The 15,908-nt window shown below is 72.1% G+C and carries 13 protein-coding genes and 1 tRNA gene; 9 read left to right on the top strand and 5 right to left on the bottom strand.

Annotation, left to right across the window (positions count from 1 at the left end; translation table 11 throughout):
• The first annotated feature begins 99 nt into the window (after positions 1–99).
• The 4 genes from rsmA (at position 100) to FHX52_RS10745 (ending at position 4,509) form a co-directional block, all read left to right on the top strand.
• The gene (gene rsmA, locus FHX52_RS10760; RefSeq protein ID WP_141821873.1) at positions 100–1,005 is read left to right on the top strand and encodes a 16S rRNA (adenine(1518)-N(6)/adenine(1519)-N(6))-dimethyltransferase RsmA; all 906 of its coding nucleotides are present in this window, start codon (positions 100–102) and stop codon (positions 1,003–1,005) included.
• 9 nt (positions 1,006–1,014) lie between these two features.
• On the top strand, positions 1,015–1,959 hold the full coding sequence (locus tag FHX52_RS10755; RefSeq protein ID WP_141821872.1) for a 4-(cytidine 5'-diphospho)-2-C-methyl-D-erythritol kinase: 945 nt from the start codon (positions 1,015–1,017) through the stop codon (positions 1,957–1,959).
• 242 nt (positions 1,960–2,201) lie between these two features.
• Positions 2,202–4,076 (top strand): ABC-F family ATP-binding cassette domain-containing protein, encoded by a 1,875-nt coding sequence (locus FHX52_RS10750; RefSeq protein ID WP_141821871.1) that lies wholly within the window; start codon positions 2,202–2,204, stop codon positions 4,074–4,076.
• Between the two features lie 70 nt (positions 4,077–4,146).
• On the top strand, positions 4,147–4,509 hold the full coding sequence (locus tag FHX52_RS10745; RefSeq protein ID WP_141821870.1) for a VOC family protein: 363 nt from the start codon (positions 4,147–4,149) through the stop codon (positions 4,507–4,509).
• Positions 4,510–4,574: 65 nt separating this feature from the next.
• Here FHX52_RS10745 and FHX52_RS10740 read toward each other — a convergent pair whose 3' ends face one another.
• Positions 4,575–5,099, bottom strand: coding sequence for a MarR family winged helix-turn-helix transcriptional regulator (locus FHX52_RS10740; protein ID WP_141821869.1), 525 nt, complete (start codon positions 5,097–5,099; stop codon positions 4,575–4,577).
• A gap of 55 nt (positions 5,100–5,154) precedes the next feature.
• Here FHX52_RS10740 and FHX52_RS10735 point away from each other — a divergent pair, with 55 nt between their 5' ends.
• On the top strand, positions 5,155–6,015 hold the full coding sequence (locus tag FHX52_RS10735; protein ID WP_141821868.1) for a methyltransferase domain-containing protein: 861 nt from the start codon (positions 5,155–5,157) through the stop codon (positions 6,013–6,015).
• Between the two features lie 343 nt (positions 6,016–6,358).
• Positions 6,359–8,095: a sigma-70 family RNA polymerase sigma factor gene (locus FHX52_RS10730; RefSeq protein WP_141821867.1), complete on the top strand. Its 1,737-nt coding sequence runs from the start codon at positions 6,359–6,361 to the stop codon at positions 8,093–8,095.
• A gap of 400 nt (positions 8,096–8,495) precedes the next feature.
• Here the strand turns inward: FHX52_RS10730 and FHX52_RS10725 are convergent, their stop codons facing one another.
• Positions 8,496–9,101, bottom strand: coding sequence for a TetR/AcrR family transcriptional regulator (locus FHX52_RS10725; RefSeq protein WP_141822172.1), 606 nt, complete (start codon positions 9,099–9,101; stop codon positions 8,496–8,498).
• Between the two features lie 298 nt (positions 9,102–9,399).
• Between FHX52_RS10725 and FHX52_RS10720 the strand changes: the two genes are divergently transcribed.
• From FHX52_RS10720 to FHX52_RS10710, 3 genes are all read left to right on the top strand, one after another.
• Positions 9,400–9,478, top strand: a tRNA-Gln gene (locus FHX52_RS10720).
• Between the two features lie 143 nt (positions 9,479–9,621).
• Positions 9,622–11,148 carry a bifunctional UDP-N-acetylglucosamine diphosphorylase/glucosamine-1-phosphate N-acetyltransferase GlmU gene (gene glmU / locus FHX52_RS10715; RefSeq protein WP_141821866.1) on the top strand — a complete coding sequence of 509 codons (1,527 nt, stop codon included), beginning with the start codon at positions 9,622–9,624 and terminating at the stop codon, positions 11,146–11,148.
• Positions 11,145–12,125, top strand: a complete 981-nt coding sequence (locus FHX52_RS10710) for a ribose-phosphate diphosphokinase (RefSeq protein WP_141821865.1) — start codon at positions 11,145–11,147, stop codon at positions 12,123–12,125. Before glmU ends, FHX52_RS10710 begins: the two co-directional genes overlap by 4 nt.
• 41 nt (positions 12,126–12,166) lie before the next feature.
• Here the strand turns inward: FHX52_RS10710 and FHX52_RS10705 are convergent, their stop codons facing one another.
• The 3 genes from FHX52_RS10705 to FHX52_RS10695 all read right to left on the bottom strand — a co-directional run bounded on the left by FHX52_RS10705 (position 12,167) and on the right by FHX52_RS10695 (position 15,796).
• On the bottom strand, positions 12,167–13,648 hold the full coding sequence (locus FHX52_RS10705; protein ID WP_141821864.1) for a cryptochrome/photolyase family protein: 1,482 nt from the start codon (positions 13,646–13,648) through the stop codon (positions 12,167–12,169).
• Between the two features lie 120 nt (positions 13,649–13,768).
• Positions 13,769–15,091 (bottom strand): asparaginase, encoded by a 1,323-nt coding sequence (locus tag FHX52_RS10700; RefSeq protein WP_141821863.1) that lies wholly within the window; start codon positions 15,089–15,091, stop codon positions 13,769–13,771.
• A 135-nt stretch (positions 15,092–15,226) separates the two neighbouring features.
• On the bottom strand, positions 15,227–15,796 hold the full coding sequence (locus tag FHX52_RS10695) for a CGNR zinc finger domain-containing protein (RefSeq protein WP_141821862.1): 570 nt from the start codon (positions 15,794–15,796) through the stop codon (positions 15,227–15,229).
• Positions 15,797–15,908 lie beyond the last annotated feature (112 nt).

The following is a 15,908-nucleotide window of genomic DNA, read 5'->3' as shown; positions in this document are numbered from 1 at the left end:
TCGATCGAAGAGAGCAATCCGCCCGCCCCTCCGGGGGTCCGCCCAGGCCACCTGGTGCAGGGCGGATTGCTCTTTCGGTCGTGGCCCTAGGGTGAGGGCATGACGAAGAAGGGTGGCGCCGACGGCGCACCGGCGGCGTCCGACGCCGTGCTGCTCGGGCCGGCGCAGGTGCGCGCCCTCGCCGAGCGGCTCGAGGTGCGACCGACCAAGCAGTGGGGCCAGAACTTCGTCGTCGACCCCAACACGGTCCGCAAGATCGTGCGCGTCGCAGGGGTGGGCCCCGACGACATCGTGGTCGAGGTCGGTCCGGGACTCGGGTCGCTCACGCTGGCGCTGCTACCCGTCGTGCGGCACGTGACGGCCGTCGAGGTCGACCCGCGCCTCGCGGCAGCGCTCGAGGAGACGGTGCGCGACCTCCAGCCCGGCAACGTGCACCGGCTGCGCCTCGTCGCCGCCGACGCGCTCACCGTGACGAAGCTACCCGGGCCTGACCCGACGGCGCTCGTCGCCAACCTGCCGTACAACATCTCCGTGCCGGTCGTGCTGTCCTTCCTCCAGCACTTCCCCTCGCTGCAGCGGGTCCTCGTCATGGTGCAGCTCGAGGTCGCCGAGCGACTCGCGGCCGCGCCCGGCAGCAAGACCTACGGCGTGCCGAGTCTCAAGGCGGCGTGGTACGGCGACGTCGAGCTCGCCGGCAAGGTCGGGCGCACCGTCTTCTGGCCCGCACCCAACGTCGACTCGGGGCTCGTCTCGATCGTGCGACGCGACCCGCCGCAGACGACGGCCAGCCGTGAGGACGTCTTCCGGTGCATCGACGCCGCCTTCGCACAGCGCCGCAAGTCGCTGCGGGCCGCGCTGGCGGGGTGGGCCGGCTCGGCCGCCCGCGCCGAGACCGCGCTCGTCGCGGCCGGCATCGACCCGCGCACCCGTGGGGAGCAGCTCGACATCACCGCGTTCGCGCGCATCGCCGAGGCGGCGGCGGCACTCGACGCCCCAGCCCCGTAGGGTGACCGCATGACCGTCGCCCCGACCCTGCCCGGAGCGGTCACCGTCCGCGCGCCGGCGAAGGTCAACCTCGAGCTGCGCGTGGGGCCCCGTCGCCCTGACGGCTTCCACGACCTCGCGACGGTCTTCCAGGCCGTCTCGCTGCACGACGAGATCTCGGTGACCCGCTGGGACGACTGGCAGGTCGTCCCCGCCGGCACGTATGCCGCCCTCATCCCCACCGACGGCGACAACCTCGCCGTCCGCGCCGCCAAGCTCATCGCCGAGCAGTGGGACGTCGACGAGAAGCTCTCGATCCGCATCGACAAGGACATCCCCGTGGCAGGCGGCATGGCCGGCGGCTCCGCCGATGCCGCTGCAGCACTGCTCGCCTGCGACCAGCTGTGGGGGCTCGGTCTCATGCGTGACGAGCTGGCCGAGCTCGCTGCCACGCTCGGGAGCGACGTCCCGTTCCCGCTCACGGGCGGCAACGCGATGGGGTCCGGCCGCGGCGACCAGCTCGCTCCCGTGCTCGCCCGTGGCACGTTCCACTGGGTCTTCGCGATCAGCGACGTGGGCCTGTCGACGCCGGCGGTCTATGCCGAGTGCGACCGGCTGCGCGACCTGACGGGCAGCGCCACCGACGTGCCCGAGGCGCAGGTCAGTGCGGAGCTGATGGGGGCCCTGCGCAGCGGCGACCCGGTCGCCCTCGGCGCGGCGCTGCACAACGACCTCGAGCCCGCGGCGTTCTCGCTGCGCCCTGACCTCGAGGAGCTGCGAGACGCCGGTGTGGAGTTCGGTGCGCTCGGCGGCATCGTGTCGGGCTCCGGGCCGACGGTGGCCTTCCTCACCGAGAGCCATGAGGCCTCGCTCGACCTCTCGGTGTCGCTCGCGGCAGCCGACCTGTGCCGTGACCTGCGGCGGGCCAAGGGGCCCGTCCACGGCGCCCACGTCGTCAGCGCCCCCCGCACCTGACCGACAGAAGCCAATCGAAAGAGCAGTTCGTCGGCCGTCCCCGTCACTGCCTGCCCTCCTGCCAATCGAAAGAGCAGTTCGTCGGCCCATCCACGCGGCCGCGCGGCCGCGCTCGACGGCCGACGAACTGCTCTTTCGATTCGATGCAGTGCTCCTTCGATGTGGGGGAGCGTGCATCCCGATTGGTGGGGCACGGACGGATTGCTCTCTCGATCGGGGTTGGGCATAGAGTCGGCTGCGCCATGGCCAATCTCGTCTCCCTCGAACGTGTCTCGCTCGTCTTCGGCACGGCGCACGTGCTCGACGAGGTCAGTCTCGGTGTGCAGACCGGTGACCGCATCGGCGTCGTCGGCGTCAACGGCGGCGGCAAGTCGACCCTCTTGCGGGTCATGGCCGGACTGCAGGAGCCGGACTCCGGGCGCATCACGAAGCAGGGCGGCGCCGAGGGCATCCGCATCGGCATGCTGTCGCAGGTCGACGCGCTCGACCCGGCGTGGACCGTGCACGAGGCCGTGCTCGGCGACCTTCCCGAGCACGTGTGGGCGGGCGACCCGCGCATCCGCGACGTCCTGACCGGCCTGCTCGGCGGCACGGGGGCCGAGGGCATGGGCGGCCTCGACAGCCTCGTCGGCCCCAAGTCCGGTGGGGAGCGTCGACGCCTCGCCCTCGCCCGGCTGCTCGTCGCGGACCCCGAGCTGCTGCTGCTCGACGAGCCGACGAACCACCTCGACGTCGAGGGGGTCGCCTGGCTGGCCCACCACCTCGCGACCCAGCGCCCGCGCCCCGGCAACGCGACCGTGGCGATCACTCACGACCGGTGGTTCCTCGACGCCTACGCGACGATGACGTGGGAGGTCGAGGCCGGCGGCGTCACCGCCTTCGAGGGTGGGTATGCCGCCTACGTCCTCGCGAAGGCCGAGCGCGACCGTCTCGCCGGGCTCGCAGCCGACCGGCGAGCCAACCTCATGCGCAAGGAGCTGGCCTGGCTGCGCCGAGGGCCGCCCGCCCGCACGAGCAAGCCGAAGTTCCGCATCGACGCGGCCAACGCCCTCATCGCCGACGAGCCGGCTCCTCGCAACAGCGTCGAGCTCGCCTCCTTCGCGAGCCGGCGGCTCGGCAAGGACGTGCTCGACCTCGAGGACGCCACCGTCGTGCTCGGCGACCCGCCGAACGAGCGCCGGCTGCTCGACCACGTCACGTGGCGCCTCGCGCCGGGGGAGCGGGTCGGGTTGGTCGGGGTCAACGGCGCCGGCAAGTCGACCCTGCTCCGCGCTCTCACGGGCGAGGTGCCCCTGGCCGCCGGTCGCCGCAAGATCGGCAAGACCGTCGCCATCGCCTTCCTCACCCAGGAGGTCCGTGAGCTCGAGCGCTTCGAGCAGTGGCGGGTCATCGAGGCGATCGAGGACGTCAAGCAGTACACGACCCTGGGCGGCAAGGAGATCAGCGCGAGCCAGCTCGCCACGCGCCTGGGCTTCCCGGGCGGGCGGCAGCAGTCGCGGGTCTGCGACCTCAGCGGTGGTGAGCGCCGTCGCCTCCAGCTGACGAGGCTGCTCCTCACCGAGCCCAACGTGCTCATCCTCGACGAGCCGACCAACGACCTCGACATCGAGACCCTCACCTCGCTCGAGGACGTGCTCGACGGCTGGGCCGGCACGCTCATCGTGGTCTCCCACGACCGCTACCTGCTCGAGCGCGTGTGCGACCACCAGCTCGCCCTGCTCGGCGACGGCAAGCTGCGCGACCTGCCGGGCGGCGTCGAGGAGTATCTCCGCCTGCGTGAGGCCGCGCGGGCGCGCGCGAGCCGGCCGGACGGCATACCTCCTCGGAGCACGTCGGCTGCGGCAACGGGGACGGGTGCGGCGGCCGCGTCGAGCTCCGATGTCGCTGCGCCAGTGGCGAACCCGGCCCAGGTGCGCGAGGCGCGCAAGGTCATGGCGCGCGTCGAGAAGCAGCTGACCCGACTCGGCGAGCGTGAGGCGCGGCTGCACGCGGACATGGTCGAGAAGGCGACCGACCCCTCCGCGCTCGCCGACCTCTCCGCCCGCCTGCGCGAGGTCGTCGAGGAGCGCGAGCTGCTCGAGCTCGAGTGGCTGGAGGCCGCCGAGACCGTGGGCTGACTCTGCACCACCGTCCGTCCGTGGTGCGGGAAGTCTTGAAAGTATCTTGATGTCAAGATACTTTGGGCGCATGGAGATGCGACTGCACCACGTCCAGGTGTCGGGTCCTGCGGGCTGTGAGGACGCCATGCGCGCCTTCTACGTCGGCGTGCTCGGCATGACCGAGGTCGCCAAGCCGGAGGCGCTGCGGAAGCGCGGTGGCGCATGGTTCCGCGCGGGGTCCGCCGAGCTGCACGTCGGCATCGAGGAGGCCTTCGCGCCCGCGCTCAAGGCGCATCCCGGGATCGCGGTCGCCGACGTCGACCGGCTCGCCGCGGCCGTCGAGGCGTCGGGGGCTCCGGTGCGCTGGGACGACGCCATCCCGGGCCTGCTGCGCTTCCACACGAGCGATCCCGTCGGCAACCGCCTCGAGTTCCAGCAGGCGCAGGGGTGAGCCCGGTCAATCCGACCCGCTCGGCCGGCTCGGCCGGCTCGACAGGCACGGCAGGGCGGACGCGGTCAGCCCGTCTCGCCCGGACGCGCCTCGAGGGGCGCGAGCATGCGCCGCAGCAGTCGCGCGAGCTCCAGGCGGTCGGCCTCGGACACCTCGGCGAGCAGCGACTTCTCCTGCTCGATGAGGTCGGCCATGGCCGAGTCGACGATGTCGCGGCCGGCCGGCGTGAGGCGCACGAGCACGCCACGGCGGTCGCCCGGGTCGGGGCGACGCTCGACGTAGCCGCTGCGCTCGAGCCGGTCGACCCGGTTGGTCATCGTGCCCGAGGTGACGAGCGTCTGCTGCACGAGATGGCCCGGCGAGAGCTCGTAGGGCTCGCCGGCGCGGCGCAGCGCCGACAGCACGTCGAAGGCCCAGCCCTCGAGCTGGTGCTCGGAGAAGGCGGACCCGCGAGCGAGGTCGAGCCGCCGAGCCAGGCGCGAGACCCGCGACAGGACCTCGAGCGGGCTGACGTCGAGGTCGGGTCGCTCGCGCCGCCACGCAGCGACGATCTCGTCGACGTCGTCGCGACGGCCCGGATCCTTCGCCATGCCGTCAACTCTAGTCACCATCAAGACTCTTGACATCAAAAGAACGGGGACCCGCATGAGCACCTTCGACATCACACCGGACACAGCCCGCGAGGGGGAGCGCGCCGGGGCAGGGGACGCGCGCTGGGACCCGGCGCAGTACGCCGTCTTCGGCGACCATCGCGGCCGGCCCTTCCACGACCTGCTGGCGCGCGTGCCGAGTGAGCGACCCGGCCGCGTCGTCGATCTCGGCTGCGGCCCGGGCGAGCTCACGCTGTCGCTCGCCGACCGGTGGCCGGCGGCCCACGTCATGGGCATCGACAGCTCACCCGAGATGCTCGCCCGCGCCCGAGAGCTCGATGCCTCAGGGCGGGTCGAGTGGGTCGAGGCGGCCGCGGAGAGCTGGGACCCGACCGAGTCGGGCCCGATCGACGTGCTCGTCACGAACGCCGTCCTGCAGTGGGTGCCGACGCACCTGCGCCTGCTGCCCCGATGGCTCGAAACGCTCTCTCCCGCAGGCGTTCTCGCGATGCAGGTGCCCGCGAACTTCGACGCCCCCTCGCACCGGCTCATGCGTGAGGTCGCCGCCCGGCACCCGCGGGCCGACGAGCTGCAGGACGGTCTCGACCGCGCCGACGCCGTCGCGCGACCGGAGACGTATGCCGCCCTCCTCCTCGCGCACACCCGCGCGGTGGACGTGTGGCAGACGACCTACCTCCAGTTGCTCACGGCAGCACCGGATGCTCCCCACCCGGTGCTCGAGTGGGTGCGGGGCACCGGCCTGCGCCCTGTGCTCGGCGTGCTGACCGACGAGACCGAGCGCGAGGCCTTCCTCGCCACCTACGAGCGCGAGCTCGAGGCGGCATACCCCCGCCGCGACGGCGTCGTGTTCTTCCCCTTCACGCGGACCTTCGCGGTGGCGCAGCTGCCGGGCTGACACGGATTTCGTGAAAAGTGCGTCATGAAACGGCGGTCGGGGCGTCTCATGGAGGTCGACACCGTCGTGGCCCCGCTTCGTCAGGGGAGGGGCTGCTCGACGGGAACTGCGACGGCGACGCTGACGGGAACGGACGTCGCCTCGATGGTGTCGATCGGTGCGTCCTCCCGTGTGCTCTCGTGGAGGGGGTCATGCGGGAGGACGCCACCGAGTCCGGGCCCCCTCGACCTGCGCCCCCAAGTGTTGGCACACTGGGGCCGCTCCGGCGCCCACCCGGAGCCTCGCGACGCGGCCGGATCGAGGCGCGTCCGGGACATCCGAGACGTGAACAGAGGGGACGCTGGTGTCGGCCGAGACGGCTCTGTGGTCGCGGGACTCGTGGGAGTCGGCACCCGACGAGGTCCTCCTGGGCCGGGCCCGTGAGGGGTCCGCCGAGGCCTATGGCGAGCTCTGGCGGCGCCACCTTCCCGCTGCCTACGGCGTGGCCGGCAAGCACGGCGGCCGCACGCCGCCCGAGGACATCGTCGCCGAGGCGGCGACGAAGATCTTCACTCTGCTCCAGTCGGGGCGGGGGCCCGACGACCACTTCCGGGCCTACTTCCTCACGACGGTGCGCACCGTTGCCGCGGACCACACCCGCCGCGAGCTGCGGCTGCTGCCCGTCTCCGACGACGACCTCGAGCTGATCACCGAACCGGCCGAGGCGGCGGAGGCCATCGCCCTGGAGTCGGGCGACGGCGGCGACTCGGAGCTTTACGACACCGAGCTCGTGCGCGCTGCGTTCGCCGGGCTGCCCGAGCGCGACCAGCGCGTCCTGTGGCACACGACCGTCGAGGGCGAGGCGCCGCGGGTCGTCGCTCCCCGGCTCGGCATGACCGCCGGCGCCGTGAGCTCTCGGGCCATGCGAGCCCGCGAGTCGCTGCGCGCGGGCTACCTCGACGCGTATGCCGACCGGTGCCTCGAGCACGCCGAGTCGCGTGAGTGCAGCTGGACCATCGAGCGCCTCGGGCGACTCGTGCGCGGACGGCTGCCTCGCCGCCAGACTGAGCGCGCGGAGGCGCACATCGCCTCCTGTCCGCACGCCGCTGCGGTGGCCGCGGACCTGCGCGAGATCCATCGCGGATTCCCGGCGCTGGTCGTGCCGCTCGTGCTGGCAGTCGGATTCGGCTCGTCGGGCCTCGCCGCGGCTCTGGGCTTTGCCGGGGTGGGCGCAGCCGGCGTGGGTGCCGGAGCAGCGGCGCTCGCTGCGATGGGGGAGGCGCCCGCAGGGGTTGCCGCCTCGGCGGCTGCAGCAACTGGGTCGGTGGGAGCTGCGGTCGGTGTCGCTGCAGGTACCACCGCCGGTGCGTCTGCTGGAGCACCTCGGGACGGCTCTGCGGGAGCGGGCGGTGCGGCGGAGTCGAGCCAGACCGCGGCCCGCGTGGCCGTGCTGCTCGCCGCCGGAGTCGTCGCGATCGGGCTCGTGGCGGCAGCCCTGACGTCGGGCCAGTCCGACGCGCCACCAGCGACGGCACCGACGGCGCTCTCACCGTCGCCCGGCGCAGGCACTGCGACAGGCACGCTCGGCACCTCCGCCACGGTGACGACGCCGCCCACGAGCTCGACGCCAACGGGCATCCCGAGCGTGACGTCAGGGGTCGTCACGGCCTCGGCGCAGCCACCCGGCGCCGGGACCACGGCGGGCTCCGCGACAGCCCGCCCGAGGGCGACGACGCCCAGCCCGACCCCGCCACCCGCGCCGCGGCCCACGTCGGCCACTCCTGCGCCCCCGCCGGCAGCCGGCGTGGAGGCGCGCCTGCTCGGAGCCGGCGACCCCAGCCGGATCTCGCTTCGGGTGCCGGCTGTGTCGAGCGGCGGGTCGATGACCGTCACCGTCTCGACATCGGGTGGGGCCGGCTCGCTCACGGCCGGCAACCGCACCTTCACCTGCACGCAGAGCTCGCGCTCGAGCGTGACCTGTGTCGGTGACGGCGGCCAGATCCAGCTCGTCCAGGGCGGCACGGGCGGACCGACACCGCTCGTCGTCCGGGTGCGCAACGCGTCGGGCGCCGTCACGCAGTCGGTCGTCATACCGACCTGACGTCGCGGCGGGAAGAACTCGGCGACATCCCAGGCTCAAACCCCCTGCGATTCGAGGTGATCCCGGCACCCACGTGGCGCTCGCTATCACCTCGAATCGGATCCTCGGTGGGGAGGCCTTATCGAATACCCAGGCTCAAACCCCCTGCGATTCGAGGTGATTCCGCCACCCACGTGGCGCTCAGGATCAACTCGAATCGGATCCTCGGTGGGGAGGAACCCAACGAACCCGGACTCACACCCCTGCGATTCGAGGTGATTTCGGCATCTACGTGGCGCTCAGGATCACCTCGAATCGGATCCTCGGTGGAGGTGATATTGGCACCCACGTGGCGTTCGCTATCACCTCGAATCGGGGAGAGTTGGGAGGGCTTGGAGGGCTGGGGAGAGCGGGAGTGGTCTTAGCGGCGGGGTCTGCTGATGAGGCGGGGGGAGCGGTCGAGGCCGGAGAGGCCGTTCCAGGCGAGGTTGACGAGGTGCGCCGCCACCTGGTCCTTCTTGAACTTGCGCTGCTCCAGCCACCACTGGCCGGTGAGCGCCACCATGCCGACGAGCATCTGGGCGTGGATCGGCGCGGACTTGGGGTCGAGACCCCGCTGCTTGAAGGCTGCCGCGAGCAGGTGCTCGACCTGGCTCGCGACGTCGCCGAGCACGCTCGCGAAGGAGCCGGTCGACTGCCCGGGGGGCGAGTCGCGCACGAGGATCCGGAAGCCGTCGGGGTCGGACTCGATGTAGTCGAGCAGGGCCAGGGTGGCGTGCTCGAGCAGGACCCGGGCGCCCTCGCCCTCGTCGAGGGTCGCGTTGATGCCGCCCAGCAGCGCCTGGATCTCGCGGTCGACGATGACGGCGTAGAGGCCCTCCTTGCCGCCGAAGTGCTCGTAGACGACCGGCTTGGAGACGTTGCCCTTGGAGGCGATCTCCTCGACCGTCGTCGCCTCGAAGCCCTTCTCGGCGAAGAGCTTGCGGCCGACGAGGATGAGCTGCTCACGGCGCTCGGGGCCGGTCATCCGGGCACGCGGGCGTCCCCTGTCAGCCCTGTCGGGCCGGTCGGGTCGCTCGGCTCGGTCGGCTCGGTCGGCGGTCACACCCACATTGTGCCGTCCGCGAGGGCAGCCACCGGACGCCCGCCCTGTGCGGGCGCGTCGCCACCGGCCGGCCCCGCTGTCCACCACCGATCCGGCGAGGGCAGGCGAGGACGGGGCACGACAGGGCAGGACAGGGCAGGACGTCGCCGCGGTCTGCACTACCCTGTGGACCGTCCCGCGAGCGGGTCGCAGCCGCGGCCGTCGTCACGGCGCGTGACGTTCCCCGGTTGGTCTGTCGGCAGGGCCCGCCTGACTTTGAATCAGGACTAGCGACGTAGGTTCGACTCCTACCCGGGGAGCCCCGGCGGGCGGCATACCGGCGGCATGCCCGACCCGGCTGGAGGCCCCGCGTCTGCCGAGTAGAGTGGCTGCGGCGCCTCTCGGAGCACGGTCTCGGAGGGCGCCGGCGCCCGACTGCATCCGAGCCGAAGGAGCTGCGCCCGTGAGCGAATCGCGGCCGACCGCCGTGATCGTCCTCGCTGCTGGTGAGGGCACACGCATGAAGTCCACGATCCCCAAGGTGCTGCACACGATCGGCGGGCGCTCGCTCGTGGGTCATGCACTGCGCGCAGCCCGCGGCATCGGGCCCGAGCACCTCGCCGTCGTCGTGCGCCACGAGCGCGACCGCGTCGCCGAGCACGTGCTCGAGCACGATCCCGACGTGCTCATCGCCGACCAGGACGAGGTCAAGGGCACCGGCCGCGCCGTCGAGTGCGCCCTCGAGGCGCTGCCGCAAGGGCTCGAGGGCACCGTCGTCGTGACCTACGGCGACGTGCCGTTGCTCACATCGGAGACCCTGCACGGGCTCGTCGCCGTGCACGAGGCGAGCCACGACGCTGTCACGCTCATCACGGCGACGCTGCCCGACCCGACCGGCTACGGCCGGGTGCTGCGCGACGGCGACGGCGCCGTCGCCGCCATCGTGGAGCAGAAGGACGCGACCGACGAGCAGCGCGCGATCGGCGAGGTCAACAGCGGGCTCTACGCCTTCGACGCCGTGCTCCTGCGCTCGGCGCTCGCCGAGGTCGGCACCGACAACGTGCAGGGCGAGAAGTACCTCACCGACGTCATCGCCGTCGCCCGCGCGCGCGGGCTCGGCGTGCGGGCCTACCCCGTCGACGACCTCTGGCAGACCGAGGGCGTCAACGACAAGGTGCAGCTCGCCCGGCTCGGCGCCGAGCTCAACCGCCGCACCGTCGAGGCGGCGATGCGCGAGGGCGCGATCGTCATCGACCCGGCGACGACGTGGATCGACGCCGACGTGACGATCGGGCCCGACACCGTCGTGCACCCGGGCACGCAGATCCTCGGCGCGACCTCGATCGGCCGGGACTGCGTCATCGGCCCCGACACGACCCTGCACGACTGCGAGGTCGACGACGGCGCAAGCGTCGTGCGCACCCAGGCCGAGCTTGCCGAGATCGGTCCGGGCGCCACGGTCGGACCGTTCTCCTACCTGAGGCCGGGCACGCGCCTCGGGGCGGGCGGCAAGATCGGCGGCTTCGTCGAGACGAAGAACGCCCAGATCGCCGATGGTGCGAAGGTGCCGCACCTCAGCTACTGCGGCGACGCGACCGTCGGCCCCGGCGCCAACATCGGCGCGGGCACGATCTTCGCCAACTACGACGGCGTGACCAAGGGCCACACGACGGTCGGCGCCTACAGCTTCATCGGCAGCAACTCGGTCATCGTCGCCCCGCGCACCATCGGCGACGGGGCCTACGTCGCAGCCGGCTCCGCCGTCGTCAGCGACGTCGACCCCGGACAGCTCGCCGTCACCCGCGCGCAGCAACGCAACATCGACGGGTGGGTCGCGAGGCGGCGGGCGGGTACGAAGACCGACGAAGCCGCACGTGCCGCGCAGGCGGCCGACGCCCAGCCGCGCGCCGAGTCCACCGCCCAGTCCACCGCCCAGCCCAGCGATGAGCCGACCGACGAGCCCACCGAACCGAAGGACGCGAACGGATGAGCGGCATCAACAAGACGACCGAGAAGCACCTCATGATCTTCTCGGGCCGGGCGCACCCTCAGCTGTCGCAGGAGGTCGCCGCGGCGCTCGGCACCGAGCTCGTGCCGACGAGCGCCTACGACTTCGCCAACGGCGAGATCTACGTGCGCTACGAGGAGTCGGTGCGCGGCTCCGATGCCTTCGTCATCCAGAGCCACACGTCGCCGATCAACGAGTGGATCATGGAACAGCTCATCATGATCGACGCGCTGAAGCGCGCCTCCGCGAAGCGGATCACCGTCGTGTTGCCGTTCTACGGCTACGCCCGCCAGGACAAGAAGCATCGTGGCCGCGAGCCGATCTCGGCCCGCCTCATGGCCGACCTCTTCAAGACGGCCGGGGCCGACCGCCTCATGGCCATCGACCTGCACACAGCCCAGATCCAGGGCTTCTTCGACGGCCCGGTCGACCACCTCATGGCGATGCCGATCCTCGCCGACTACGTCGCGAAGAAGTACGGCCACCTCGACCTCGCCGTCGTCTCGCCCGACGCCGGTCGCATCAAGGTCGCCGAGGACTGGAGCTCGCGCCTCGGTGGTGCACCGCTCGCCTTCATCCACAAGACCCGCGACATCAACCGCCCCAACGAGGTCGTCGCCAACCGCGTCGTCGGCGAGATCAAGGGCCGCGTCTGCATCCTCGTCGACGACATGATCGACACGGCCGGCACCATCACGAAGGCCGCCGACGCGATCATGGAGCAGGGTGCCGAGGCGGTCGTCATCGCCGCGACCCACGCGATCCTCTCGGGCCCGGCGGTCGATCGGCTCAAGGCCTGCAAGGTCGACGAGGTCGTCGTCACCAACACGCTGCCGATCCCCGACGACCGCCGCTTCGACAAGCTCACGGTCCTCTCGATCGCGCCGCTGGTGTCGATGGCGATCAAGGAGGTCTTCGAGGACGGCTCCGTCACGAGCCTCTTCGACGGCAAGGCCTGAAACCTCGGGGGCTCACGGCCGCCGGCCGACCGACAGCCCGCTCAGGGCGGGGCGTCGCCGCGCACCCGCTCCTGCTCGACGAGCGCGGCGAGGTCCGTGAGGCGGTGGCGTCCCTGGAGCGGCCGCGCCATGCGGTGGTTGCCCGCGAGACGCTCGGCGTTGCGGTCGAGGTAGGCCCAGTAGCCGGCCGTGAAGGGGCAGGCGTCGTCGCCGACCCGCTTCTTCGGGTTGTAGCGGCAGCCGCCGCAGTAGTCGCTCATCCGGTCGATGTAGGCGCCGCCTGACACGTACGGCTTGGTCGCCATGGCGCCGCCGTCGGCGTGCTGGCTCATGCCGACGACGTTGGGCGGCATGACCCAGTCGTAGCCGTCGACGAACCGCGTCTGGAACCACTCGGTGAGCGCCTCGGGGTGGTAGCCCCGCTGCGCGGCCCAGTTGCCGAGCACCATGAGGCGCGGGATGTGGTGCACCCAGCCGCGGTCACGCACCCCCTCGAGGACGTCGGACAGGCAGGCCGCGTCGACCCGGTCGGCCTCGAGGTCGTCGAACCACGCCGGTATGCCGCCCGTGGCGCCGAGCCCGTTGCGGCGCCGGTAGGCGGGGCCGAAGTGCCAGTAGGTGTGCCAGACGTACTCACGCCACCCGATCACCTGGCGCACGAAGCCCTCGACGGAGGGCAGCGGCGCGTCCCCGTCGCGCAGCGCCTGCACCGCACGCTCGGCGACCTCGACCGGACTGAGCAGCCCGAGGTTGAGCGGCACCGACAGCAGGCTGTGCGCCATGGCCCAGTCACCGCGCAGCATCGCGTCCTCGTGCGGGCCGAACGCCCCCAGCCGCTGCGTGACGAAGCGCTCCAGCGCGGCCAGCGCCTCCCGCCGGGTCACTGCGAAGAGCCTCGGTCCGTCCTCGCCCACCGTCTCGAGGCCCCCGTCGCGGGTCCATCGGTCGAGGTCGTCGCGCACCTCGGCGTCGATGTCGCTCTCCCGAGGTCGGTATGCCGCGGGCACCCCGAGCGTCCGCGCCCCCTTCGGCGGTGGCTCGCGGTTGTCCTCGTCGAAGGACCATCGGCCACCGAGGGGGTGGTCACCCTCGACGAGCAGGTCGAGACGCTGGCGCTGGAAGCGGTAGAAGTCGTCCATCCGCAGCTGCCGTCGCCCGCCCGCCCACCGCGCGAAGTCCTCCTTGGGCAGGCTGAACCCCGGTGTCGGGTCGATGCCCTCGACCTCGCCGGTCTCGAGCCGCCGGCGCACGAAGGCGTCGGCGGCATACGACGTCGGTTCGTGCACACGGACGGGCTCACCGAGCTCGGCGAGGGCCTCGCCGTAGGTGTCGGTGCGCAGCAGCATGGCGGATTCGCCGAGCTCGGCGGCGCGGTGGCGCAGGGCCGACAGAACGAGGTGCAGCTTCTGCCGGTGGTAGCGCCGGCGGCCGAGCGCGGCACGGCTCTCGACGAGCAGCACCCCGCCGCGCCCCGTCGTGAAGTGCGGTCTGAGCTGGTCGGCGAAGAGCCACCGTCGTGTCACCCGACAGTCATACCCGACTGCCCGGTTCGACGAGTGCGACCGCGCCCGACGACACGGGAGGCGGTATGCCGCTGGGCCGGCCCAGCGGCATACCGCCTCGGTGTGCGGTGGGTCAGCCCGTCACGCGGCGGGCTTGAGCTGCCCCGGAGGCGTGCCGGCCGAGCTGGCCAGGGTGTCCCACTCGGGGTTGCCGATCGTCGTCACCCACGTGCGGACCTTGTCGACGTCGCCCTGGGCGTAGGCGAGGCTGAGCATGAGGAGCAGGCGTGCCTTCTGCGGCAGCAGGTCGTCACCGGCGATGACGCTGCCCGTGGCGCCGCCGTAGACCGAGCCCGACCCCGTGCGCGTCGTGCTGACGAAGACGACACCCTTTGCGACGGCCGCCGTGCGCGCCGTGCCCTGGGCGCCGGAGAGGCCGCCGGCGCCGGTGCCCGCCGTGACGATGCCCTTGACGCCCGCGTCGGCGAAGCCGGTGATCGCCTCGCCGCCGGCCTGCTGGTAGCCGTAGACGATCTCGGTGCGGGGGATGGCCGTCGGCGCGATCTTCGACAGGTCGAACGGCGTGGCCCAGCGCTGCGGGTTGTCGCACGTGGCGACGCGCGCTGGCGCCCGGCCGACTTTGATGTTCGAGCCGTCGATCCAGCCGAGGACACCGAGCTCCCGGGTCTGGAAGGTGTCCATGCGGTAGGCGCTCGTCTTCGTGACGTCGCGGGCGGCGTGGAACTCGTCGCCGAGCATCAGCACGGTGCCGAAGCACGTCGTGACGCGGCTGCCGGCGAGGGTGATCGCGTTGTAGAGGTTCGCCGGGCCGTCGGCGCCGATGACGCCGGGGCCGTCGACGGCGCCCGCTGCGGTCGGACGCATCGCGCCGGTCATGACGACCGGCTTGCGGCTCTGGACCGTGAGGTCGAGCCAGTAGGCGAACTCCTCCATCGTGTCGGTACCGCTCGTCACGACGACGCCGTCGGAGGTCTTGAGCGCCTTGTCGACAGCGAGCGTCAGGGCGTGGAACTCGGCGATCGTGTAGCCGCCCGAGCCCTTGTTGCCGAACTGGATCGTCTCGACCTCGGCGACCGCGTCGATCTCGGGTCGCAGGTCGTCGACGAGGTCGGCGATGGGGATCTGGCCGGCGCGGTAGTTCGTGAAGCTGCCGCGGTTGGTGGCGACTCCGGCGATCGTGCCCCCGGTGCCGATGACCGTCACCTTCGGCTTGCCGCTCGGCGCGGTCACGAGAGCCTGCTGGTAGGCGACGTTGGTCGCGAGGTCGGCTGTCAGCTCCGGGGTGAGGCCGGGAGAGAGGACGCGGCCGGCGGGTGCCGACCCGACCGGGTCGGACGTGTTGCGCCCGAGCGCCCACGACGCCGCGGCGGTGGCGGCGCAGAGGGCGAGGACGACGAGGACGGCGATGATCCGCCGGGGTGTGAGGTGCTCGAGATGGGTCACGTGGTTGCTCCTGTGCCTGCATGACGAGACCGGGCAGCCCGAACGAGGGCGACGTGGGCTGGAGACCGGGGCATCCTCGGTGAGGACGCCGATGCGAACCTCGCAGACGTTGTGGCACAAGGAGTTTCGTCGGCGTTACGCCTCTGTTGCGGCCCTCCGGGCGCGCGCGCGGTAGGCCGCGGTGTGTGCTCGGGCGGCGCACCCACCCTCGCAGAAGCGGCGCGACCGGTTGCGCGAGAGGTCGATGACGACGTCGTCGCAGTCGTCCGCCTCGCAGATGCGCAGGCGGCCGAGCTCGCCCGTTCGCACGACGTCGATCGCGGCGATCGCGGCCTCGACGGCCATCCGCTGGGCCAGGGGCGCGTCGGGCGCGGTGGCGTGGATGTGCCAGCCGACGTCGTCGTGGTCGACGAGCTGCGGCACGGCGCGTGACTCGGCGAGCAGGGTGTTGACGAGCTCGACGACGCCCGGCTCGTCGAGCTCCCACAGCTCCCGGAGGCGGGGGCGCATGGCGCGCACGGCGGCGAGCTCCCTCGCGTCGCGGTCGAAGCGACCGGTCCAGCGCTGGGCCGCGAAGAGGGTCTCGAGCTGCTCGACGGTGGTCAGGGTGTCGGGGCTGGAGTCACCGGGCACGGAGCCGGGCATGGTGTTGACGAGCGCGGCTGCGCCCTCGAGGGCCACCTCGGTGTCATGGGCGAAGACCATCTTGACTCCTGACGTCGACGACGGCTAGCGTCATGAGTCTAAGTGATTTCGGTCCTGACATCAGTCGGGGTGGGCGTGTCGCAGCAGAGAACGAGGTGGAGTCGTGGCAGGA

The sequence above is a fragment of the Humibacillus xanthopallidus genome (genome assembly GCF_006717145.1).
Classification (GTDB): domain Bacteria; phylum Actinomycetota; class Actinomycetes; order Actinomycetales; family Dermatophilaceae; genus Humibacillus; species Humibacillus xanthopallidus.
Note: the sequence above shows the minus strand (reverse complement) of the source record. Positions and strands in the feature narration are given on the sequence as shown.